Source organism: Bacillus sp. SJ-10 (assembly GCF_002843505.1).
GTDB lineage: Bacteria > Bacillota > Bacilli > Bacillales > Bacillaceae > Bacillus > Bacillus velezensis.
On the sequence record NZ_CP025258.1, the window covers coordinates 3,559,885 to 3,579,871 of the forward strand.

Below are 19,987 nucleotides of genomic sequence, written 5' to 3' on the forward strand. Positions count from 1 at the left end.
AATTTTTATACCCTTATATCGAAAAAAAATTACCGTTTCACTGCCGAATGCGCTTCGATCGCTGCTTTCAGCATACTGACGGCCGACAGCATTTCTTCTTCAGAAACTGTAAGCGGCGGAAGCAGCCTGATGACATTCGGTCCGGCCGGAAGCACGAGAAGTCCGCGTTCCTGCAGATCTCCGATGATGCCGGACACGGAACCTGCGCATTCAATGCCGATTAATAACCCTTTTCCGCGGATTTCTTTTACAAAAGGCCCTGTCAGTTCACGGTTCAGCTGCGCTTTTAAAAATGATCCTTTGTCTGCCGCCGCCTGGAGAAAGTCCGGCTGAAACACAATGTCCAAGGTTGCTTTCACAGCTGCCATGGCAAGCTTATTACCGCCGAAAGTCGTACCATGCGTACCCGGCGTAAAGGCGTCGCCAAGCTTCTTTTTGCCGATCACGGCTCCGACGGGAAAACCGTTTCCAAGCCCTTTCGCAGCAGTGATGATGTCCGGAGAGATGCCGAAATGCTCATAGCCGAATGCCTTGCCCGTCCGGCCGATTCCGGTTTGAATCTCGTCTGCGATAAGCAGCGTCTGTTTGTCTTGGCAAAATGTCTGTAAGGCTTCGATGAATTCCGGATCGGCGGGATTGACTCCCCCTTCTCCCTGCACCGTCTCAAGCATGACGGCGGCGATATCATCCTCTTTTGAAAGCGTGCTGAATGCCGACGGATCATTGAACGGAAGATAGTGAAAGCCTTGAAGCATCGGTCCGAAACCGGTCTTGATTTTGTCTTGTCCGGTGGCGGCCATCCCCGCATAGGTCCGGCCGTGAAAGGATTGATGAAATGTTACGATTTTTGTCTTTCCCGTTGCTTTACGGGCAAGCTTAATGGCGCCTTCATTCGCTTCGGCCCCGCTGTTGCAGAAGAAAACGAGATCCCCCGCGCTATGTTCGGCAAGCTTTGCCGCGGCTTTTTCCTGAAGATCATTTTCAAACAGATTGGAAACGTGCCATACGCTGTCAAGCTGTTCTTTCACCGCTTCTGTGACCTCATCATGACAATGGCCGAGATTGGAAACGGCGATGCCCTGAATAAAATCGAGATACGTTTTTCCGTTTTCATCCTCTGCGATTGTCCCTTTCGCTTTTTTGATATCGATGGGCCAGCGGCTGTAGGTTTGAAATAGACTGCTCATGACACGCTCTCCTTTTCTTTGACGATTTTTGTTCCTTGGAAGGCTTGATCGGTGAAAAACGCTCCTTTTCCGTTTACGATCATCACTTCCTCGACATCTTCACTCAGTGCCGATAATGCCGAGTTTACCTTCGGAATCATCCCTCCTGAAATCACGCCGTCATCTATGAGGGCCTGAATCTCTTGCGGCGTCAAAGTATCCAGCCTGTTCTCTCCGTCCATAATTCCTTCGACATCCGTGACAAATAAAAGTTTATCGGCGTGTAAGGCTGAAGCAACGGCCGATGCCGCGGCGTCTGCGTTGACGTTCAGCGTTTCGAAATCACTTGTCATGGAAAGCGGAGCGATAACGGGAATGATGCCTGCTTTCATTAACGCTTGGATGATTGACCGATCGGTTTTTTGTATTTCGCCGACTTCTCCGTATTTGTCTTGATTAAGATAGGATGCTTGAAGGAGACCGCCGTCCTTACCTGATATTCCCGCGGCTTTCAGCCCGTTTTTCGCGAGTTCGGTTACGAAAAATTTATTGATCGTCCCTGACAAGACCATTTCCGCTGTTTCCAGCACCGGTTTGGTCGTTTTCCGCTGTCCATCGACAAATTCCGTTTCAATCTGCAATGTTTTCAGCATTCTTGAAATGTCCGGGCCGCCTCCATGCACGACGGCAATGTTCCAGCCCGATTGCATAAGCTCTTTTACATTTTGAAAAAAATCGGCGGATAACTCGCGGATCACGCTTCCGCCGCACTTAAAAACGATGGTTTTCTTCATGCCGCTCCCCTTTGTTATGTGCGATAGCTCGCATTGATTTTGATATAATCATAGGTTAAGTCACAGCCCCATGCCCGGCCGCTGCCGGAGCCTTCCTGCATGCGGACTGCAATCATAATCTCATCACCTGATAAGTACTCCTTGGCATCAGTTTCCGAAAACGGCTGAGGTTCGTTGTTTTTAAACAGACACTGGCCGCCGAGGAAAACTTCCACTTGTTCGGCCGTTACGCTTGCCGCACTGTGCCCGATTGCGCCGATGATGCGCCCCCAATTGGCGTCTGTGCCGTAAACGGCGGTCTTCACAAGGCTTGAACCGACGATTTTTTTGGCGATAATATTCGCCTCAAGGTTATTTTTCGCGCCTTCGACTCTGGCTTCAATTAATTTCGTCGCTCCTTCACCGTCTCTGGCTATATCTTTGGCAAGGTCTTCGCATACAAGCTTTAATCCCTTTTTAAAAGCCGGCCAGTCAGGGTGCTGCTCCGTCAGGCAATCATTCCCCGCGCAGCCGTTCGCCATCACAAGCACCATGTCATTCGTCGATGTTTCTCCGTCAACGGTGATTTGGTTAAATGAAACATCCGTAATCTCTCTGAGCGCGTTTTTGAGCGCCTGTTCTTCCACGGCCGCGTCCGTTGTGACAAAGCCGAGCATTGTCGCCATGTTGGGGTGGATCATGCCGGAGCCTTTCGCCGCTCCGCCGATCGTGATGATGTCTCCGCCGATCACCAGTTCATAACACGTCTGTTTCGTCACTGTATCCGTCGTCAAAATGGCTTCTTCAAATGCTCCGGACACGGACGGCGCTTGACCGAGCTGTTCAATGCCCGCTTGAATTTTTTTCATATCTAAAAGCTCGCCGATCACCCCGGTTGACGAAACCGCAACAAGCTCCGGCTCAATGCCGAGCTGGCTCGCGAAGCCGTCCCGCATTTCATAGGCGTCCTTTAATCCTTGGTCTCCCGTACAGGCGTTAGCAATCGCGCTGTTGACGATAACCGCCTGAAGCACACCCTCTTTTTTCAGGCTGGCTTGCGTCACTTTCAGCGGCGCTGCCTGAAAATGGCTCTGCGTATATACCGCTGCACTGACTGCAGGCGCTTCACTGATAATCGCTCCGAGATCTTTTTTTGAATAGCGCAGACCACAGTGCACGCCCTTTGCCTCAAACCCTTTCGGCGAGGATACGCCGCCTTTTATTTTCGTGATTTCCTCACTCAGCTGAATCATATTTTTGAATCCCTCTTTCGTTCTATGGATAGACTGGCGTCATCGTAAGTCCCGTTTCTTCCTGCCAGCCATTCATGATATTTAAATTTTGAACCGCCTGCCCCGCGGCGCCTTTCATCAGATTATCTATGACAGAAACGATGGTGGCACGGTTTGTTCTTTCATCCACGGTGACACTGATATCACAAAAATTGCTGCCGTATACCTCTTTCGTCGCCGGAAATTCACCTTCCGGCCTGATTCTGACAAAATATGAATCTTTGTAGAATTCGGAATACAATTCTCTTACCTGTGCAGCAGACATACCCGGGGGAGCCTCCGTATACATCGTCGCCATAATGCCCCTTGTCATCGGCGCCAAATGAGCGGAAAACGTGATCGGGCCTGTTCCGGGCTGCCAAGCCGCTAATTGCTGTTCAATTTCCGGAGTATGCTGATGCTCATTAACCTTATAAATTTTGAAATTATCATTCAGCTCAGAATAATGAGTGCCCATGGATGCTTTTCGGCCGGCGCCGGATACGCCCGTTTTCGCATCAACAATCAGAAATGAATCTTGTAAAAGCTTATTCTTCGCCAGCGGGGCGAGCCCGAGCAGCACAGCCGTCGGAAAACATCCCGGATTGGCAATCAGCTTTGCAGTCTGAATCTCTTCTTTTTGCAGTTCAGCTAAACCGTAAACCGCGCTTTGAATCGTTCCTTTCGGAGCGGCCTTCCGCTTATACCACTTTTCATACACGGCCGGGTTTTGAATCCGCAGATCGCCGGATAGATCAATGACCGGAATGCCCGCCTCCGCCAGCTTGGGCGACCACTCTCCGGAGACGCCGGGCGGCGCGGCTATGAACATGACATCAATTTCGTTTCGGATCGTTTCTATATGAAGCGGCTGAAGTGATTGTGACGCTATATTCCTCAAATGCGGATATGAAGCGGCATATTCTTTCCCTTCGTCGCTCGATGAATATAATATACAATCCTCTGCATAAGGGTGATGGTTAAGAATCCTGACAAGTTCGGCGCCTCCATAACCAGTAGCGCCTATAATACCTATTTTCAACGGGTTCACCTTCTTGGTTTTTGTGAAATTATTTAACATTATAACATGAATAAAAATTAATTCAATTGTATATTTAATATTTTTTCATTCATTTTCCATCTGTTTTCGCTGACAAAAAAACAGGCTGATCGGATCAGCCTGTTTTCTTCAGCATCATCAGCCCGCTTATAAAAAACAGCACGGAGCTGGCGTGAAAAATAATATAAACCGTAAAGAAATCAGCGAGAAACCCGCCGAGAATAATGGCGGCAGCTGAAAATACGGCCGTCCAGAAATGATAGCTGCCGACTTTTTTTCCCCGCTCCCCGCCGTCGGTGTAATCGGCGATCATGATTTTCTCGCCGTGTTTTTGCATCGCGCCGAACAGGCCCAAAAGCACCTGCACAACATAAACCTGGTGCACGCCGGTAATGTGCGGGAGCGTCAGAAGAAGCACCGCCATCCCCCACGAATTCGCCATAAGGAACCAGCGGGGATCCAGTCTTGCCGACAGCCGGCCGAGCAGCGGATGAATCAATGCGCCGCTCAGGCCGAACAAGCCGTATGAGAGACCGAATTGCGTGTAGCTGGAACCGATGTTTTTAATAAATAAAATATAAAACGGAAAGATCAGGCTGCCGGCAAAAAAGACACTGCTCTGTGACAGGATCAGCCATTTTAAATGGTTGTGTTTCATGATTTGTACCTCTGATAAAAATAATTCATAAACAAGTCATCCGGATCATATTTGTGTTTTTTCTGAAAGAACATATCGCTTTTCGGATATGCCTCGCGCATCTGCTCTTTCGTTTGATACAGCATATACGGGAGATAATAACTGCCGCGGTGGCGCAATGCCGTATCCGTCATTTTTCTGACAATCCGCGCCGCACTCGCCTGGCCGTCTTTTGAAAACCCTTCATTGATTAAAAGGACGAGTGAAAACATGTCTTCCTTTGCGTATGACAGATCGGCTTTTTCATTTTTTTGCACGTAGCGGATCGTAATATTTACGAGATTGAGATCTTCATGTGACAGCGTCTTGCGTAAATCATGAATGTACGGCGCAAATTCGCCGACGGGCACGAAGTATTCTTGTAGCACGTCGGTGTTGTCCGTGTTTTCATATTCCAAAAATTTCGACTCTGACCGCATGACATTGTTCCTGGAGACTTTCACGCCGTTTTGGGTGAGAAAATAAGACTGCTGGGTTGACCAGAACCAATTTCTGCCCCAGTCATACCGGCGGGAGAGGCCGAGCGCGAATTTCGTCAGCGCCGGATGCTCATCTTCTTTCAGTTCATTGTGCTGCTTTAATTCTTTCTGATTGTCTGAGAGCGTGTAATCAGTCACATACATGTCATGCAAAAAGCCTTTATCCCCTGTTGCGATCCGTGCGAGATGCATGCGCACGGCGGGGTTGCGCTGAACATGCTGCGTAAAATATTCACTGTATGTATCAGCGTTCATGCGTTTCGTTTTCATTTCATAAAGTTCATCATCCGTCAGCTCAATATCCGCGTCAAGGATGACGCCGAACAGGCCGTAGCCGCCGATGACGGCTGAAAACAGGTCATCTTTCGGAGTAACGGTGATGATTGTGCCGTCCGCCTTTAAAAGATGAAACGATTTGACCGTATCAATCAGCGAACCGTATCGGATATCCCGGCCGTGGGCGTTGGCGCTCAGTGAGCCGCCGATCGTAAAAATGTTTTGCGATTGCATGACTTTTACCGCGAGCCCGTACGGATTGACATAGCGCTGAATATCATTCCACGTCGCTCCCGCCTGCACTCTGATGATTTTTTTCTTTCGGTCGAGACCGAGTATTTTGTTGTAGCCCGTCATGTCGAGAACGATACCGTCTTCATAATACGTCTGGCCGCCCATTGAGTGCTGGGCGCCTGCGATTGAGATCTTCAGATGCTTTCTCTTTGCTTCCTTAATGGTTTCGATCAATGTTTCTTTCTCTTTTCCTTTGACCGTCTGCTTAATTTTCACGGGCATGAGACGGCTGACATCCGTCATTGTCCCTGCCTGCTGCTCCGGCTCTTTGTGAAAAGCGGAAACAGCGAACAGCGCCGTATAAACAAGAATGCTAAGGATAATGAGAAGTAATTTTTTCTTCATGGGTTCCTCCCTCGCATGCAGCCGGTCTATTATATCATGCCTTACGTCCGTTTTTTTCCTTTTTAATCCGATACCGGAAAACACACGGCATAAAAAATACACAGAAATCCTTAAAATGATTTTTTAGTCAGTATATAATCGATATATATGCAGATGTATTACCAAAGGGATTGTTTAAGACAAACATGTTAAATGAGGTGGGGAAAATAAACATAAAAGGAATCAATCATCTTCTTTTTTCTGTTTCAAATTTGGAAAGATCTATAGAATTTTATGAAAAAGTATTTCATGCACAACTCCTGGTTAAAGGGCAAAAGACAGCATATTTTGATCTGAACGGGCTTTGGCTTGCACTTAACTTAGAGGCGGATATACCAAGAAATGAAATACATAAATCTTATACGCATATGGCCTTTACAATTGACCCAAAAGATTTTGATGCAATACATCAACGGCTAAAAAATCTAAATGTAAATATATTAAATGGGCGTCCTAGAGATAAACAAGATCAAAAGTCAATTTATTTTACTGATCCCGATGGGCATAAATTTGAATTCCACACAGGCACACTCCAAGACAGACTGTCCTATTACAAAAAAGATAAACCTCATATGAAATTTTATATATAAAGGTTTGTTTGCGATCCAAAACAAACCCTCACTGTCGCTTATATGCAGACAAAAGAAAAGCACCTCCAAACTTTAGGATGTACCTAAAATCCGAGGTGCATTTTCTTATTACTGAATCCCTAATGCGATTTTTGCGTAGCGTGACATTTTGTCTCTTGTCCACGGCGGATTCCAGACGATGTGGACCTCCGTCTCTTTTACATCCGGAATGTCGGCGAGCGCTTTTTTCACCTCGTCGACGATGATCGGAGCGAGCGGGCACCCCATTGATGTCAGTGTCATCGTAACGTGCGTCAGGCCGTCGTCATCCATATCAACGTCGTATACAAGGCCGAGATTAACGATATCGACGCCGAGCTCAGGGTCAACAACCTGCTCCAAGGCGCCCATGATGTTTTCTTTTAATGCTTCTTCCACGTTCCATCACTCCTTTTTCCTCAGTATAACGTAAAAGCGGGTTTTGTTAACACCTTTGTGCTTTATAAATGCTTATCGAACCAGGCGACGGTTTCTAAAACGGCGTATCTCGGGACTTTATGGTCAGCCCGTTCGTCTTTCAGAAACTGAAGATGGTCAGGTCGGCTGCTGTAATGAGGTTTAATCGTTTCATAAAAGCCGCGGGTCGGTGCATACGGAACGACTTTGTCTTGAACGCCGTGCCAGAACAGCAGCGGGCGGCTCCGGAGTTTTTCCGGTTCCAGACTGAGATCAAACGGTTTGAGCCGCGCAAACAGTTCATCGACCTGTTCTTTTGTGACGTCAATGTCGATGTCCTGCTTTTGAATGTGGTCAATCTGCTGCTGAAAAAACGCCGTATAGTTCGGGCTTCCCATCAGGCTGACGCCGGCTTTGACCCAATCATACGCGGCCATCGCGCCGAATGTCGTAATTCCGCCCATTGACGTGCCCGCAAGACCGATCCGCCCGTCTTTAATCAGACCGCGCGCTTCAAAATCCTTTTTCAGCACGTCAAGCTCCTCGATTTCATTTAATACAATGTCCCAAAAATGGACGGCGAGCTCTTCTGCTGACAGCTGTTCAGCGCGTTCACCGTGGTAAAGAGCTTCCGGCAGTACCGCCCTGAATCCCTTTTCAGCAAGCAGGTAAGCGAAATGAAGATTATGCTCCTTCGCGCTTGTAAAACCGTGAATAAAGAAAACAAGGGGAGCGGGACGGTCCCGATTTTCTTCTTTTACAATATGTAAAAACGGAATGCCTGATACGGTTTGATGATCAATAAGAATCACGTTGACTCCCTCCTTAGGATAACCATAATCATAAGTGTAACATGTAGACAATAAAGATGGTAAAAAGCTACACTGTACATAAGAGAAAAACAGCAAATTACATGACAAAAGGAGTTATTTATGGAGACAAAACCTTACCTCATCGCTTTAGATCTGGATGGAACCTTATTAAAAGATGATAAAACCATTTCCCCTGAAACGGCGCGGACGATTCAGACGCTGAAAGAAGCGGGTCATCATGTCTGCATCTCAACCGGCCGCCCTTTCCGTTCCAGTTCGATGTATTATGACGAGCTCGGGCTGACAACGCCGATTGTCAATTTTAACGGGGCATTTGTCCACCACCCGAAAGACGAGTCATGGGGACGATACCACACGTCCTTATCTGTCGATGTGGTCAGACAGCTTGCCGAACTTACAGAGACCTATCAAATACATAATGTGCTCGCTGAGATCATTGATGATGTGTACTTCCATTATCATGATGAGCATTTAATTGAGGCGTTTCATATGAATACGGCGAATGTCACATTCGGCGATCTGCGCGAAACAGTCCAAGAGGATGTGACGTCCGTATTGATTCACGCGAAGGAAGAGGACGTCGCGGACATACGCGCGCATTTATCCGATGTGCACGCCGAGGTCATTGACCACAGAAGATGGGCGGCTCCTTGGCATGTGATTGAAATTATTAAACACGGGATGAATAAAGCGGTCGGCCTGAAGAAAATCAGCGACTATTACCAAGTGCCGAGAGAACGGATCATCGCGTTCGGCGACGAAGACAACGATCTTGAAATGCTCCGATTTGCCGGGTGCGGCGTAGCGATGGGAAACGGCACGGATGAAGTCAAACAGGCCGCCGACCGAGTCACGGGATCAAATGAAGCGGACGGAATCGCCGAATTTTTAAAATCCTATTTCTCCCTGTGAGGTTTTGCCGCTCATAACAAAAAGCCTTCCGCCCATACTAAAACAGACGACTCATCTCGTCTAAATATGGAAGGGGGACATTGCAATGGGTAAACGAAACAAATCAAAACGGTTTATTCAGCAAGGCAAGGACTCTGTCAGTCTTCATGACGCAAGATTTCCATATCGGTCTACATTAGAGGAAGCACAGCATGATGCAGCAAAAGATTCGGCTGAAAGGCAGGTTGACTTTTAATGAGAAACGAACTGTTTTCTCAAGCCAAGTCATTTGTCCAGCAGGCCGTCATGATTGCTAACGGTTTCGAGGACGGCGATCAGGAAAAAGCCGTCTCACGCGCCAAAAACGCCGTGTCTTCCGCGTACGCCAATTCGACGGATGCAGAACGTCAGCAGCTGCACCAATTTCAGGATCAGCTGGAGAAATTGCAATAAAAAAAAGGCGCCCCGTTTAGACGAGGGCGCCGCTTTTTTATTTCACTTCAAATGTTTTTACCGTTTTCAGCCTTTTTCCGATCTGATCGGACTTCCCTAAAAACGTCACCGTCACCGTGTATGTTCCCGGACCGGGCACGTTCTTCCACACATCTGAAAAGTCATACGTTTCATTCGGCATTAAAGTCACGGTTTGAAACGCCTGAGTAAACATTTTGTCTTTTGAATAGCGGTACAGTTCTTTGTGATGTTGGTCATGTACGGTCAATTCGAATTTCTGCCCAGAGCTGAATGTGAAATCGATCGGGCTGCCGCTTTTGTTTTTTAAAGACATTTGAAATTCGATCTGCTGATCCGTCTGCACAGGGTTTACGGCTAATTCCGCTTGCTGTTCATTCATCTCTCCGGATACCTCCTCAGCGGGCTCCTTCTGCCCGGATTGACTGCTGCACCCGATCAATAAAATGACCGGTAATAACAGGCCAAACAGCCACTTCATTCTATCCGCTCCTATCAGTCTTTTCTGAAGAAACCAAAGATCCCCGTCGTTTGCACGATGTTTGTGAAGGCTTTCGGGTCGACTTCTTTCACGATTTTCTCAAGGTCATACAATTCGTACCGCGTGATGACGATGATCATCATTTCTTTCTGTTCGTTTGTGTAAGCGCCTTTTGCCGGCACCGTCGTAATGCCGCGGACCATTTTCCCGTAAATCGCTTCTTTGATTTCATCGGCTTTTTTCGTAACGATCATGGCGGTCAGTTTCATGTGGCGGGTGTGAATGGCGTCAATCACCCTTGTTGTGACATACAGAGCGACAAGGGTATATAATGCTTTCTCCCATCCTTGCAATAATCCTGCCGTCAAAATGATAATCCCGTTCAAAATGAAGAAATATGTGCCGACCGGTTTATCCTTCCATTTGGCCAACACCATCGACACGATATCAAGACCGCCTGTCGAAGCGCCGAATTTCAGCGTTAAACCGATGCCGATAGCTGAGATGACTCCTCCGAATACGGTATTCAGAAGAATATCGTGCGACAGTCTCATTTCCGGGAGAATTCCCATAAAGACGGACGTCATCGCTACGCTTAATATGCTGTATACGGTGAATGATCTGCCGACTTTCAGCCACCCTAACACACCGATGGGAATGTTTAAGAGGAACATGAGAACTCCTGTCGAAATATAAAAGGGGGCGTATTGATCAACGACGCTTGACAGCAGCTGGGCGACACCGGTAAAACCGCTGGCATATACATTCGCCGGTATCAGGAATAAATTCAGTCCCGCCGCATACAGAAACGCGCCGATGACGACGATTGCTAATTTTTTTGCTTGTTCTAGTACCATGGCTTGCTCCTCCGCTCATTTTCATTATTAGCTTTTCCCTTAAAACAAAGTTTTGAACACTATTTTGCCACATTTATATGATATAGTTGGCATCACTCTCACCAATCGGAAAGAAGGGAATTATGATGACAGTTCACCTTATTGCTGACAGCGCCTCTGACCTGCCGAAATCTTATATTGAAGAAAACCGGATCGGGTTCATTCCGCTGCACGTAACACTTGACGGAAACGAATATGAGGACGCGGTCACCATTCAGGCGGATCATATATTTCAAGCGATGCGGGACGGGAAAGTTCCGAAAACATCCCAGGCATCACCGGATACGATAAAAAAAGTATTTTTACAATACGCGGAACTGGGAGAACCGGCGATATACGTCGCCTTTTCCTCAGGTCTTTCCGGCACCTATCAGACGGCCGTAATGATGGCCAATGAAGTAAAAGAGGAATTTCCCGATTTTGATTTACGGATTGTAGATTCCAAATGCGCTTCATTGGGCTGCGGCCTCGCGGTGATGCACGCGCAAACACTCTGTGTTAACGGGAATACAATACAAGAAATCGAAACGTCTGTAAAGAGCTTTTGCGCACGGATGAAACATATATTTACGGTCGATGATGTCGCTTATCTCGCGCGGGGCGGCAGAATTTCAAAAACGTCCGCTTTTGTCGGGGGGCTTTTGAACATCAAACCGATTCTGCATGTGGATGACGGCAGGCTCGTGCCGCTCGAAAAATTGCGCGGACAAAAGAAACTGTTTAAACGGATTATAGAAATGATGAAGGAAGAAGGCGGCGATTGGGCGGATCAAACCGTGGGGATCAGCTATGCAGATAACGAGGAGACGGCGCTTCGGATGAAGGAAATGATTGAAGAAGCGTTCCATCCGAAAGAGATCATTCTTCATTCAATCGGCTCTGCGATCGGCGCCCACTCCGGGCCGGGCACGCTCGCGATTTTTTTCCTGAAGCCATAATTTCAATGCGGGCGGGCATCCTAACGGACAGAAGGGAGGCTTTGCCGCATGAAAGATGATGACAAAAAACCGTTGGACAATAACGCCGTAAATCAGAAAAAGAACCGGCTTGCCGAAAAAAACCGGCAGGCGGGAAAAAACCAGAATTCCAAAAAACCGGACCATCTGTAAAAGCAAAACAGCCCTCTTGTCTTAGAAGAAAGAGGGCTGTTTTTTGTTCTATATGCGTCTAACATCACTTATCACGAATCCGCTTTCAGGCAATGCCGGCATTCTGGACAGGCTGAAGCTTAAATCTTGGGACGGAACATCGTACTCTATTTCATTGGCAAGAAACGCAAGGGAAGTTTTCATGACTTCCACGGTCATTCCCTCACCCGGACAGCGGTGGCCGTTAGCCGGATCACCTCCGCCCTGGGGAATGAAATCAAATTTATTTTCCTCCCGCCCCTGAAAACGTTCCGGGCGAAATTCATTCGGATCCTCCCAAAGCCGGGAATCATGGTTTGTCCCATATAGGTCAAGCATGACGGATGCACCCTTTTTAAACTCACAGTTCTTCCATACGAAATCTTTTTTCACAACGGCTCCTAAAAACGGGGCAAACGGGTAATACCGCCGAACTTCATGCGCAAATCTTTCGGCCTCCTGATCATCTCTCGATCTCAGTTTGCCCCGATATTCAGGGTAATCATGCAATGCAAGAGCTGAAAACGTAATGAAGTAAGAAATGGCGGCAATCGGGCGCAGAACATTAATAAGCTCAACAGCAGCCATGTGAGAATCAAGTCTGTTCCCGTCAAGTTCTGTATGAAAAGCCATTTCATACAAGGCTGAGCCCTCCGGCGTTTGCAGCTTGCCGGACCGCACATCCTCAATGACCTCCTCTATCCATTTCTCCGTTTTCAGCCTCGCCCTTCTGCCTTTCCAATGACGCGGTCCGACAGCGCCGAATGCGTCTACCATATCGGTGAAATCCTCTGCCCGCTCTTTCACTTCTGAGTCTTTCAGCGGGACGCCGGCCCACTCACAGGCAGCCCGGCACAGCACTTTCTTCGCTTCATCAAAAAGAACAATTCGGTTTGAACCCTTCCACATTTCCGCAGATGCTTTCCACTGTTTTGCCACCGCTTCCGCAAGCCGTTTTTGCCGGGGCGGCGTCATCAGCGACATAAATAGAAGCTTCCTGTGCTTATGCCGTTCACCGTCCATTGCCTGGATTGCCCCTGTTCCGAATAACGTTTTCTGCACCCGTTTGGGGAGGGCCTGCTGCCGCTGAAATCGTTCTGTGTCATAAAAAAGCTTTGCGGCTTCCGCTCCGCTCATACAAATGAATGTCTTCCCTAATAAACGGGCGCGAAACACATCTGAGCGATAAGTCTCCGCTCGGTTTTTCACAAACACATAACCATCGCGTAATAAAGCCAGACTATTATCAAGACCCTTTTCATGCGGAATTTGTTCATCCATCCCGATTCCTCCCTTCTTTTTTCACCTTTCACGAAAAAGAATAAATATAAACACATGTATATTCAGTATTTGTGTTTCATTCAGAAGTTACTCATGTCAGGCTGCAAAAATCAGGGGCGGGGCAAAAGCCCGTTACAAAGTAAACCGGCGGACCTGATCGTTTAACCGCTCTGTCAGGCTCACCAGATTATTGACGCTTTCCGCCATTTTATGAAAAGAAGACAGCTGCTCAAGTGCGGAGGCAGAAATCTCTTCGCTTCCTGCAGCCGTTTCCTGAACGACGGCGCTGATGCTTTCGGCATGATGCAGCACTTGCTCACCAAGCTGTTTCGATTCGATGATCCGTCCGTCCAATTGAGTAAGCTCCGCTTTAATATGGGCGGCTTTTTGTTCAATATGGGCGAATGATTCTGACGTTTTCTCCATCAGCTCCTGCTGTCTGTCCGCTAAAGCGACGCCGGTCGTGACAGCTCCGGTAATAGACGTGATGCCGTCTTCAATTTGCTTTACCATATCGAAAATCTGCGCTGTCGCTTTGGCTGATCCGTCTGCGAGCTTCCGTATCTCCTCGGCAACGACGGCAAATCCTTTTCCGGACTCGCCTGCTCTGGCCGCCTCGATTGCGGCGTTTAATGACAGCAGATTGGTCTGGCCCGCAATGTCAGAAACGGTCTGCGCCATCATACTGATGCCTGCCGCATGTTCTATGAAGAGATCGGCGGCTTCGGAAATCTCTTTTGATGTCTCATTGCTTTTATCAATGGCTTGCTTGGTCTCGGCTAAAGCACCGCGCCCCGCAGCCACCGCCGCAATCGTCTCTTCGCTGCTTCTCGTCGTTTGTTTTGAACGTTCGGCGTTCGCCTTTGAATGTTCATCCATTTGTTCAATGAATTGCACCGCATGCTGCAGATCTTCTGAAATGGTTTGGGAGCCTTGCGCCATTTCTTCCGTTGACACGGACACCTGCTCGGTCATGTCCTTCAGCGTCTGGTTTTCCTTCGTCAAACCTTCCGCAAACGTCTCGACTTCACGGCCGACCTCTCCGATCGCCTGAATTAAGGTGCGGAGCTGTTCAGCCATCATTCCGAATGAGTCATTCAGCTCTTTCAGTTCGTCCTTCCCTTTATAATCAAGCATTTCAACAGCAAGGTTCCCTCCCGCAATACGACGGGCATTTTCAGCCATACGGCGTATCGGCCCTGCAATTCTCTTCGTCAGCCTGATGGAAGATATGACGGTAACAGTAAGTATCACGATGGTCAGCACGGCTGCGCTGTAAACGATAAACTGAATCTGGTCAGCCGTCTGCTTCTGCATGTCTTCATAGTGATCCCCCCGGCTTTTCAGATTCAGCATATAAATATCATTCAGAAGACCGTTGATGCGGGCCGCCGTCCTTGTCGCTTCAGCCGGGCTTTTCGAATCAAGAGCAGCGTCCGCCTCCGCCTGCCACGATTCGTATTTTTTGGCGAGTTTGTCATAAGCGGCTTTGTCCGCATCGTCCGTCATCGTTTTTTCGAGCGCCGCCAGTTTGTCTGAGCTGCTTTTCATATAGCTTCGCACATCTTCTTTCTGGGCGTCTGCGAGCGTATAGGAATAGCCGGTGATGCTTTCTTTTAACGTATTAAGGTCAGCTTTTGCTTCCTGGACGTTTAACAGCGCGTCCACTTCATCTTCATTTGAAGCCTGAATCTTCATCATGTTTACGATGGTAAAGCCGATGACGGCGGCGAAGCAAATCATCGTAACGGCTGCGTTAACGAGCAGCCTTGTCCGTAATGTCACTTCAGATCGCCTCCTTTTTCAATCAGGCTGTTTTTCATATCCGTGATCTTTTTCGCCAGCCCGCCTGCGTTTTTGACAACTCTGATCTTGGCTAATTCCATGCCGTTTTCCTTCAGTCCGTAAACGATCTCACCGCTTTTGATCTCCTTGTTGTCTTTTAAATCTTTCGCCAATTCATAGATGACACGGTCGACATTTTTCACTAAAGAAGAAATAACGGCGTGCTCGGCGGTGTAATATTGATCGCTGTCAACACCGATGGCGTATACTTTTTGCGCCTCCGCTTCTTTCAGTGCGCCGACACCCGTGAAGCCGGCCGCCGTAAACAGGACATCGGCTTTTTTTCGGATCATGTTTTGGGCGATGCGCTTCCCGAGCTTATCATCATCAAACGTACCGCTGATGTCCGACAGCACGCGGATTTTCGGTTTGACTGATTCCGCGCCTTTCAGATAGCCTTTTTTAAACCGTTTAATGACGTCGGCATCGGAACCGCCGATAAATCCGATCGTGCCGGTTTTGCTCGTCATGGCCGCCAGCGCTCCGGCTAAGAAGCTTCCTTCATCCTCTTTAAAAGTGACGGAGGTGACATTATCCAGGTCTGATACGGAATCAATCAGCACAAACCGCTGCTTCGGATATTTTTTGGCGACCTTTTCTAAATCCGCCTGCATGCTGTAACCGAGCCCCACAACAAGATCATTGCCTTCCCGGACAAGCTGGGTCAGTCCTTTTTCGTATGTACCGGTATCTTTTATTTCCCGGTAATCAAATGTGATGCCGAGCTCGTCTCTCGCTTTCATCAAACCTTGAAAGCCTGAATCATTAAATGATTGGTCGCCGAGGCCGTTGTCTGTCAGCATGATGCCGATTGTTTTCGTTTTTTCGGCCGCCGTTTCCTCAGATTTGCCGGCACATCCCGCCGTGCTGAGCGCAAGCAGCAGTACAGCCGCAAATATCGCCATTTTTCTCATTGAAACTCTCCTTTTGTTTTTTCTATAGTTATATATCGGTTCGGATGTCAGAATATTTTATTTCAATAAAATATGTATGTTCGGCAGGGTGTTAAACAAATGAGGAATATAGCAGCTTTTGAGAAAATAAAAAACATCGGTTTTGGTTCACCGATGTTTTTGCAGAACATTTATTGTTTTTCGTATGTCCAGCCGTCTTCCTGATAGACCTTGCCGTTTTTCATCAGATGCCCGAGCGCCCGCTTAAAGGCGGCTTTGCTTAAATGAAACCGTTCGCGGATATCGTCAGGATGGCTTTTGTCTCCGTAAGGCATCGCGCCGTTTCTTGATCTCAGATAGGTCAGAATTTCTTCCGCGTCAACCGAAAGCGCATCCTGCTTTCTCGGCAGCAGGGACATGTTGACGGAGCCGTCTTCCTTTACCTCGATGACACGCCCTGTCACGCGGCTGCCGAGTCTCGGCTCTTCTTTTCTTTCTGAAGGGTGAATAAACGCGCGGATGCCTTCATCGGTAATCAGAAAAGAGCCTGATGCGATCAGTCTGTACACCGTGCCTGTCAGGTCTTTATTCATGACGTCTTCCTCTGCATCCGTAAATAATTCACTGATGATATCCTCAGGCGCCGGTTTGGCAAACATGCGCCCGCGGCTTGTCACCTTCAGCATGCAATACAGTCTGTCTCCTTTTTGCGGCCAGACGGATTTGTACGGAGGCAGGTGCTCCGTTGCGACGAGCGCGTCTTTTGACAGACCGACGTCGACGAATACGCCCATATCTTCCACAGCGTCCGTCACTTCCACCCATCCGTAGTCATAAAAGCTGATGAGCGGCTTTTTCATCGTCGCCGCGAGTCTTTCCTGATGATCGACGTAAATAAATACGTCCACTTCATCTCTGTCTTCGATATCCTCTGTGATTTCACTGTTATGTAAAAGAACCGTATCCTCGCCGTCAGTTAAAAAATAACCGAAATCGGTTTGGTGATCTATACTAAGCGTGAGCTGCTGCCCTGGTCTCATGTTATCGTCCTTCCTGATTCGCCCGTATGAGGCTGATGTTTTTCTCATTTTTTCCAATATGCATAAATTCATGCTTTATGCTGTTGGACATTTCTCTTTATTCTACTATAATCAACTCATAAGTGAAATGTTATAGGAGGTTTTCTCATGGCAAAAGAAAGTTCTTTTGATATTGTATCCAAAGTTGAATTTCCCGAAGTGCAGAATGCGATTCAGATGACGCTGAAAGAAATCGGCACGCGCTATGACTTTAAAGGATCGAAAAGCGATGTGAAGTTAGAAAAGGAAGAACTTGTCCTGATTTCTGATGACGAGTTTAAACTGAATCAGCTCAAAGATGTGCTGAGCGGCAAGCTGATCAAACGGGACGTGCCGACGAAAAACATTGAATACGGCAAAATCGAAAATGCAACTGGAGGCACGGTGCGCCAGCGCGCGAAGCTTGTACAGGGCATTGATAAAGACAATGCCAAAAAAATCAACGCGGTGATTAAAAACTCCGGCTTGAAGGTCAAGTCGCAGATTCAGGACGACCAAGTGCGCGTCACCGGAAAAAATAAAGATGATCTGCAGCAGATTATTGCAGCCGTCCGCGGAGCAGACCTGCCGATTGACGTTCAATTTATTAATTTTAGATAAATTATGTGATTCCTATTGATTATTGTCTCTATTTTCGGTAAATTTGGAGAAAGGGATTTTCACAGTTAAGTTTTGGAAACCCATGACAATTACATGAACGTTCTTATCAAGAGAAGCCGAGGGACTGGCCCGACGACGCTTCAGCAACCGGTGTAGTGGTTTACCCAAACCATGACCAAGGTGCTAAATCCAGCAAGCTAAAAACAGCTTGGAAGATAAGAAGAGAGACAAATGATTACAAAGTCTTCTTCTTAAGAAGACTTTTTTTATTTCTCTTTTTTCCTTGCTGAATGTGATGAAGGAGGCAAACAATGGGACTATTACAAGACTTAGAAGAACGGATTTTAATCGGGGACGGCGCGATGGGCACTCTCCTCTATTCCTACGGCATTGACAGATGTTTTGAGGAACTGAACGTATCAAAGCCCGAAGAAATCAAGCGGATACATAAGGCTTACGTGGAAGCCGGGGCAGACATCATCCAGACAAATACGTACGGCGCGAATTTTATTAAGCTCTCAAGATACGGACTTGAGGATGAAACGAAAAAAATCAATCAGGAGGCGGTCAGAATCGCGCGCGCTTCCTCAGACGGCGCTTATGTATTGGGAACGATGGGCGGCATCCGCACCTTTAACAAAAACGCCTACAGCCTGGAGGAGATTAAACGCAGCTTTCGGGAGCAGCTTTATTTATTGCTGCACGAAGAGCCGGACGGTCTGCTTCTGGAAACATACTATGATTTAGAAGAGGCGCGTGAAGTGCTGAAGATCGCGAGAAAAGAAACGGAACTTCCGATTATGCTGAACGTATCCATGCACGAACAGGGCGTTCTGCAGGACGGAACGCCGCTTCGGGAAGCCCTCAGGTCCATTGCCGATCTCGGCGCTGACATAACGGGAATCAATTGCCGGCTCGGCCCGTACCACATGATTGAAGCGCTCACCGAAGTGCCGATTTTCCGTGACGCTTATTTATCGGTCTATCCGAACAGCAGCCTTCCGTCTTTAGAAGAAGGCCGGCTTGTTTATGATACGGACGATGCCTATTTCCGGGAGAGCGCCGTACAGTTCCGCACTCAGGGCGCGCGCATTATCGGCGGCTGCTGCGGTACGACGCCAAACCATATCAGAGCCATGGCTGAAGCGGTCCGCGGACTTTCTCCCGTCACTGATAAAGAAGTGAAAATCAGACGGGAAGAGGAAGTCATCTCAGTCCGTAATGAACGGACCGAGCCTGGTTTAAACGAAATCGCCGCTCAAAAACGGTCAATTATCGTAGAGCTTGATCCGCCGAAGAAATTGAATTTTGACAAATTTCTGCAAGCGGCGGCTGAATTAAAAGAAACCGGCATAGAAGCGCTGACGCTCGCCGACAATTCATTGGCGACACCGCGGATCAGTAATGCCGCGTGCGGTTCATTGCTGAAAGAGCGCCTTGATATCCGTTCTCTCGTTCACATTACATGCAGAGACCGCAACATCATCGGCCTTCAGTCACATTTAATGGGGCTGGATACGCTCGGGCTCACCGACATTTTAGCCATCACGGGTGATCCTTCAAAAATCGGTGACTTTCCGGGGGCTACCTCCGTCTATGATTTAACGTCCTTTGATTTGATCAGGCTGATTAAACAATTCAACGAGGGCATTTCTTTATCAGGGAAACCGCTCGGCAAGAAAACGAACTTTTCCGTAGCCGGAGCATTTAATCCGAATGTCCGCCATCTTGATAAAGCAGTCAAACGGCTGGAGAAAAAAATCGAGTGCGGAGCTGACTACTTTGTGTCCCAGCCTGTCTACTCGGAGCAGCAGCTCATTGACATTCATCATGAAACGAAGCATCTCAAAACACCGGTGTATATCGGAATCATGCCGTTAACGAGCAGCCGCAACGCAGAGTTCATTCATCATGAAATCCCGGGCATTAAGCTGTCAGACAGCATCCGCGAAAAAATGGCGCTCGCCGGCGAAGACAAGCGAAAGCAGAAAGCCGAAGGCCTCGCCATCGCCAAGTCGCTTCTCGACACGGCGTGCGAACTGTTTAACGGAATTTATTTAATCACCCCGTTTCTCCGTTCTGATTTGACGTCAGAGCTTGCAGCTTATATTAAGCAAAAGGATGAAAAGCGGGCTGATGTATATTTGCATTGACGCGAAAGAAGC

22 protein-coding genes and 1 riboswitch are annotated in these 19,987 nt (G+C 47.9%); of the genes, 8 read left to right on the top strand and 14 right to left on the bottom strand.

From position 1 onward, the window contains the following. Nucleotides 1-29: 29 nt before the first annotated feature. From CXL14_RS17540 to CXL14_RS17565, 6 genes are all read right to left on the bottom strand, one after another. On the bottom strand, nucleotides 30-1,187 hold the full coding sequence (locus tag CXL14_RS17540; protein WP_014417401.1) for an acetylornithine transaminase: 1,158 nt from the start codon (nucleotides 1,185-1,187) through the stop codon (nucleotides 30-32). Next, nucleotides 1,184-1,960: an acetylglutamate kinase gene (gene argB, locus CXL14_RS17545; protein ID WP_014417400.1), complete on the bottom strand. Its 777-nt coding sequence runs from the start codon at nucleotides 1,958-1,960 to the stop codon at nucleotides 1,184-1,186. The genes CXL14_RS17540 and argB overlap by 4 nt, the downstream gene beginning before the upstream one ends. Nucleotides 1,961-1,974: 14 nt before the next feature. Next, the gene (gene argJ, locus CXL14_RS17550; protein WP_014417399.1) at nucleotides 1,975-3,192 is read right to left on the bottom strand and encodes a bifunctional ornithine acetyltransferase/N-acetylglutamate synthase; all 1,218 of its coding nucleotides are present in this window, start codon (nucleotides 3,190-3,192) and stop codon (nucleotides 1,975-1,977) included. A gap of 22 nt (nucleotides 3,193-3,214) precedes the next feature. After that, entirely contained in the window at nucleotides 3,215-4,252 is a 1,038-nt protein-coding gene (gene argC / locus CXL14_RS17555) for an N-acetyl-gamma-glutamyl-phosphate reductase (RefSeq protein WP_014417398.1), read from the bottom strand. 133 nt (nucleotides 4,253-4,385) lie between these two features. Continuing rightward, nucleotides 4,386-4,928, bottom strand: a complete 543-nt coding sequence (locus tag CXL14_RS17560; protein WP_014417397.1) for an MFS transporter — start codon at nucleotides 4,926-4,928, stop codon at nucleotides 4,386-4,388. Then, nucleotides 4,925-6,361, bottom strand: coding sequence for an FAD-binding oxidoreductase (locus tag CXL14_RS17565; RefSeq protein ID WP_014417396.1), 1,437 nt, complete (start codon nucleotides 6,359-6,361; stop codon nucleotides 4,925-4,927). The genes CXL14_RS17560 and CXL14_RS17565 overlap by 4 nt, the downstream gene beginning before the upstream one ends. A gap of 185 nt (nucleotides 6,362-6,546) precedes the next feature. Between CXL14_RS17565 and fosM the strand changes: the two genes are divergently transcribed. Continuing rightward, entirely contained in the window at nucleotides 6,547-6,990 is a 444-nt protein-coding gene (gene fosM / locus CXL14_RS17570) for a FosM family fosfomycin resistance protein (protein WP_014417395.1), read from the top strand. Between the two features lie 108 nt (nucleotides 6,991-7,098). Here the strand turns inward: fosM and CXL14_RS17575 are convergent, their stop codons facing one another. Both CXL14_RS17575 and CXL14_RS17580 read right to left on the bottom strand, forming a co-directional pair. Continuing rightward, entirely contained in the window at nucleotides 7,099-7,407 is a 309-nt protein-coding gene (locus CXL14_RS17575; RefSeq protein WP_003155088.1) for a metal-sulfur cluster assembly factor, read from the bottom strand. A gap of 62 nt (nucleotides 7,408-7,469) precedes the next feature. After that, nucleotides 7,470-8,237, bottom strand: a complete 768-nt coding sequence (locus CXL14_RS17580; RefSeq protein ID WP_014417394.1) for a prolyl oligopeptidase family serine peptidase — start codon at nucleotides 8,235-8,237, stop codon at nucleotides 7,470-7,472. 120 nt (nucleotides 8,238-8,357) lie between these two features. Between CXL14_RS17580 and CXL14_RS17585 the strand changes: the two genes are divergently transcribed. The 3 genes from CXL14_RS17585 to CXL14_RS17590 all read left to right on the top strand — a co-directional run bounded on the left by CXL14_RS17585 (nucleotide 8,358) and on the right by CXL14_RS17590 (nucleotide 9,602). Continuing rightward, the gene (locus tag CXL14_RS17585) at nucleotides 8,358-9,170 is read left to right on the top strand and encodes a Cof-type HAD-IIB family hydrolase (protein ID WP_007610550.1); all 813 of its coding nucleotides are present in this window, start codon (nucleotides 8,358-8,360) and stop codon (nucleotides 9,168-9,170) included. An 85-nt stretch (nucleotides 9,171-9,255) separates the two neighbouring features. Further along, on the top strand, nucleotides 9,256-9,405 hold the full coding sequence (locus CXL14_RS20255) for a hypothetical protein (RefSeq protein WP_003155094.1): 150 nt from the start codon (nucleotides 9,256-9,258) through the stop codon (nucleotides 9,403-9,405). Beyond that, a complete protein-coding gene (locus CXL14_RS17590; RefSeq protein WP_003155097.1) occupies nucleotides 9,405-9,602 on the top strand; it encodes a DUF3813 domain-containing protein in 198 nt (65 codons plus the stop codon). Before CXL14_RS20255 ends, CXL14_RS17590 begins: the two co-directional genes overlap by 1 nt. A 37-nt stretch (nucleotides 9,603-9,639) precedes the next feature. Here CXL14_RS17590 and CXL14_RS17595 read toward each other — a convergent pair whose 3' ends face one another. Then, nucleotides 9,640-10,101 carry a BsuPI-related putative proteinase inhibitor gene (locus CXL14_RS17595; RefSeq protein WP_007409142.1) on the bottom strand — a complete coding sequence of 154 codons (462 nt, stop codon included), beginning with the start codon at nucleotides 10,099-10,101 and terminating at the stop codon, nucleotides 9,640-9,642. Nucleotides 10,102-10,115: 14 nt separating this feature from the next. Further along, nucleotides 10,116-10,958 (bottom strand): YitT family protein, encoded by an 843-nt coding sequence (locus CXL14_RS17600; RefSeq protein ID WP_007610547.1) that lies wholly within the window; start codon nucleotides 10,956-10,958, stop codon nucleotides 10,116-10,118. Nucleotides 10,959-11,083: 125 nt separating this feature from the next. Between CXL14_RS17600 and CXL14_RS17605 the strand changes: the two genes are divergently transcribed. Together CXL14_RS17605 and CXL14_RS17610 are read left to right on the top strand one after the other, a co-directional pair. Next, entirely contained in the window at nucleotides 11,084-11,935 is an 852-nt protein-coding gene (locus CXL14_RS17605) for a DegV family protein (protein ID WP_014417393.1), read from the top strand. 48 nt (nucleotides 11,936-11,983) lie between these two features. Beyond that, nucleotides 11,984-12,106 (top strand): hypothetical protein, encoded by a 123-nt coding sequence (locus CXL14_RS17610; RefSeq protein WP_003155105.1) that lies wholly within the window; start codon nucleotides 11,984-11,986, stop codon nucleotides 12,104-12,106. 48 nt (nucleotides 12,107-12,154) lie between these two features. Here the strand turns inward: CXL14_RS17610 and CXL14_RS17615 are convergent, their stop codons facing one another. From CXL14_RS17615 to CXL14_RS17630, 4 genes are all read right to left on the bottom strand, one after another. Continuing rightward, nucleotides 12,155-13,405 (bottom strand): CYP152 family fatty-acid peroxygenase CypC, encoded by a 1,251-nt coding sequence (locus tag CXL14_RS17615; RefSeq protein WP_014417392.1) that lies wholly within the window; start codon nucleotides 13,403-13,405, stop codon nucleotides 12,155-12,157. Nucleotides 13,406-13,537: 132 nt separating this feature from the next. Beyond that, the gene (locus CXL14_RS17620) at nucleotides 13,538-15,190 is read right to left on the bottom strand and encodes a methyl-accepting chemotaxis protein (RefSeq protein WP_014417391.1); all 1,653 of its coding nucleotides are present in this window, start codon (nucleotides 15,188-15,190) and stop codon (nucleotides 13,538-13,540) included. Beyond that, entirely contained in the window at nucleotides 15,187-16,164 is a 978-nt protein-coding gene (locus tag CXL14_RS17625) for a BMP family lipoprotein (protein ID WP_014417390.1), read from the bottom strand. Before CXL14_RS17625 ends, CXL14_RS17620 begins: the two co-directional genes overlap by 4 nt. 170 nt (nucleotides 16,165-16,334) lie before the next feature. After that, the gene (locus CXL14_RS17630; RefSeq protein WP_170936341.1) at nucleotides 16,335-17,231 is read right to left on the bottom strand and encodes a CvfB family protein; all 897 of its coding nucleotides are present in this window, start codon (nucleotides 17,229-17,231) and stop codon (nucleotides 16,335-16,337) included. 99 nt (nucleotides 17,232-17,330) lie between these two features. On the opposite strand from CXL14_RS17630, the gene CXL14_RS17635 reads away from it, so the two are divergent. Then, nucleotides 17,331-17,822, top strand: a complete 492-nt coding sequence (locus CXL14_RS17635) for a YajQ family cyclic di-GMP-binding protein (protein WP_014417389.1) — start codon at nucleotides 17,331-17,333, stop codon at nucleotides 17,820-17,822. A gap of 100 nt (nucleotides 17,823-17,922) precedes the next feature. Continuing rightward, nucleotides 17,923-18,044: riboswitch (SAM riboswitch) on the top strand. Nucleotides 18,045-18,133: 89 nt separating this feature from the next. Next, a complete protein-coding gene (locus CXL14_RS17640; RefSeq protein WP_014417388.1) occupies nucleotides 18,134-19,975 on the top strand; it encodes a bifunctional homocysteine S-methyltransferase/methylenetetrahydrofolate reductase in 1,842 nt (613 codons plus the stop codon). Nucleotides 19,976-19,987 lie beyond the last annotated feature (12 nt).

What these genes read in the sequence shown, in the direction of transcription:
- fosM (WP_014417395.1), top strand. Translation starts at nt 6,547, where the DNA reads ATGTTAAATGAGGTGGGGAAAATAAACATAAAAGGAATCAATCATCTT.
- CXL14_RS17590 (WP_003155097.1), top strand. Translation starts at nt 9,405, where the DNA reads ATGAGAAACGAACTGTTTTCTCAAGCCAAGTCATTTGTCCAGCAGGCC.
- argB (WP_014417400.1), bottom strand. Translation starts at nt 1,960, where the DNA reads ATGAAGAAAACCATCGTTTTTAAGTGCGGCGGAAGCGTGATCCGCGAG.
- CXL14_RS17615 (WP_014417392.1), bottom strand. Translation starts at nt 13,405, where the DNA reads ATGGATGAACAAATTCCGCATGAAAAGGGTCTTGATAATAGTCTGGCT.
- CXL14_RS17585 (WP_007610550.1), top strand. Translation starts at nt 8,358, where the DNA reads ATGGAGACAAAACCTTACCTCATCGCTTTAGATCTGGATGGAACCTTA.
- CXL14_RS17600 (WP_007610547.1), bottom strand. Translation starts at nt 10,958, where the DNA reads ATGGTACTAGAACAAGCAAAAAAATTAGCAATCGTCGTCATCGGCGCG.
- CXL14_RS17625 (WP_014417390.1), bottom strand. Translation starts at nt 16,164, where the DNA reads ATGAGAAAAATGGCGATATTTGCGGCTGTACTGCTGCTTGCGCTCAGC.
- CXL14_RS17560 (WP_014417397.1), bottom strand. Translation starts at nt 4,928, where the DNA reads ATGAAACACAACCATTTAAAATGGCTGATCCTGTCACAGAGCAGTGTC.
- CXL14_RS17640 (WP_014417388.1), top strand. Translation starts at nt 18,134, where the DNA reads ATGGGACTATTACAAGACTTAGAAGAACGGATTTTAATCGGGGACGGC.
- CXL14_RS17595 (WP_007409142.1), bottom strand. Translation starts at nt 10,101, where the DNA reads ATGAAGTGGCTGTTTGGCCTGTTATTACCGGTCATTTTATTGATCGGG.
- CXL14_RS17610 (WP_003155105.1), top strand. Translation starts at nt 11,984, where the DNA reads ATGAAAGATGATGACAAAAAACCGTTGGACAATAACGCCGTAAATCAG.
- CXL14_RS20255 (WP_003155094.1), top strand. Translation starts at nt 9,256, where the DNA reads ATGGGTAAACGAAACAAATCAAAACGGTTTATTCAGCAAGGCAAGGAC.
- CXL14_RS17605 (WP_014417393.1), top strand. Translation starts at nt 11,084, where the DNA reads ATGACAGTTCACCTTATTGCTGACAGCGCCTCTGACCTGCCGAAATCT.
- CXL14_RS17565 (WP_014417396.1), bottom strand. Translation starts at nt 6,361, where the DNA reads ATGAAGAAAAAATTACTTCTCATTATCCTTAGCATTCTTGTTTATACG.
- CXL14_RS17635 (WP_014417389.1), top strand. Translation starts at nt 17,331, where the DNA reads ATGGCAAAAGAAAGTTCTTTTGATATTGTATCCAAAGTTGAATTTCCC.
- CXL14_RS17540 (WP_014417401.1), bottom strand. Translation starts at nt 1,187, where the DNA reads ATGAGCAGTCTATTTCAAACCTACAGCCGCTGGCCCATCGATATCAAA.
- argJ (WP_014417399.1), bottom strand. Translation starts at nt 3,192, where the DNA reads ATGATTCAGCTGAGTGAGGAAATCACGAAAATAAAAGGCGGCGTATCC.
- CXL14_RS17630 (WP_170936341.1), bottom strand. Translation starts at nt 17,231, where the DNA reads ATGAGAAAAACATCAGCCTCATACGGGCGAATCAGGAAGGACGATAAC.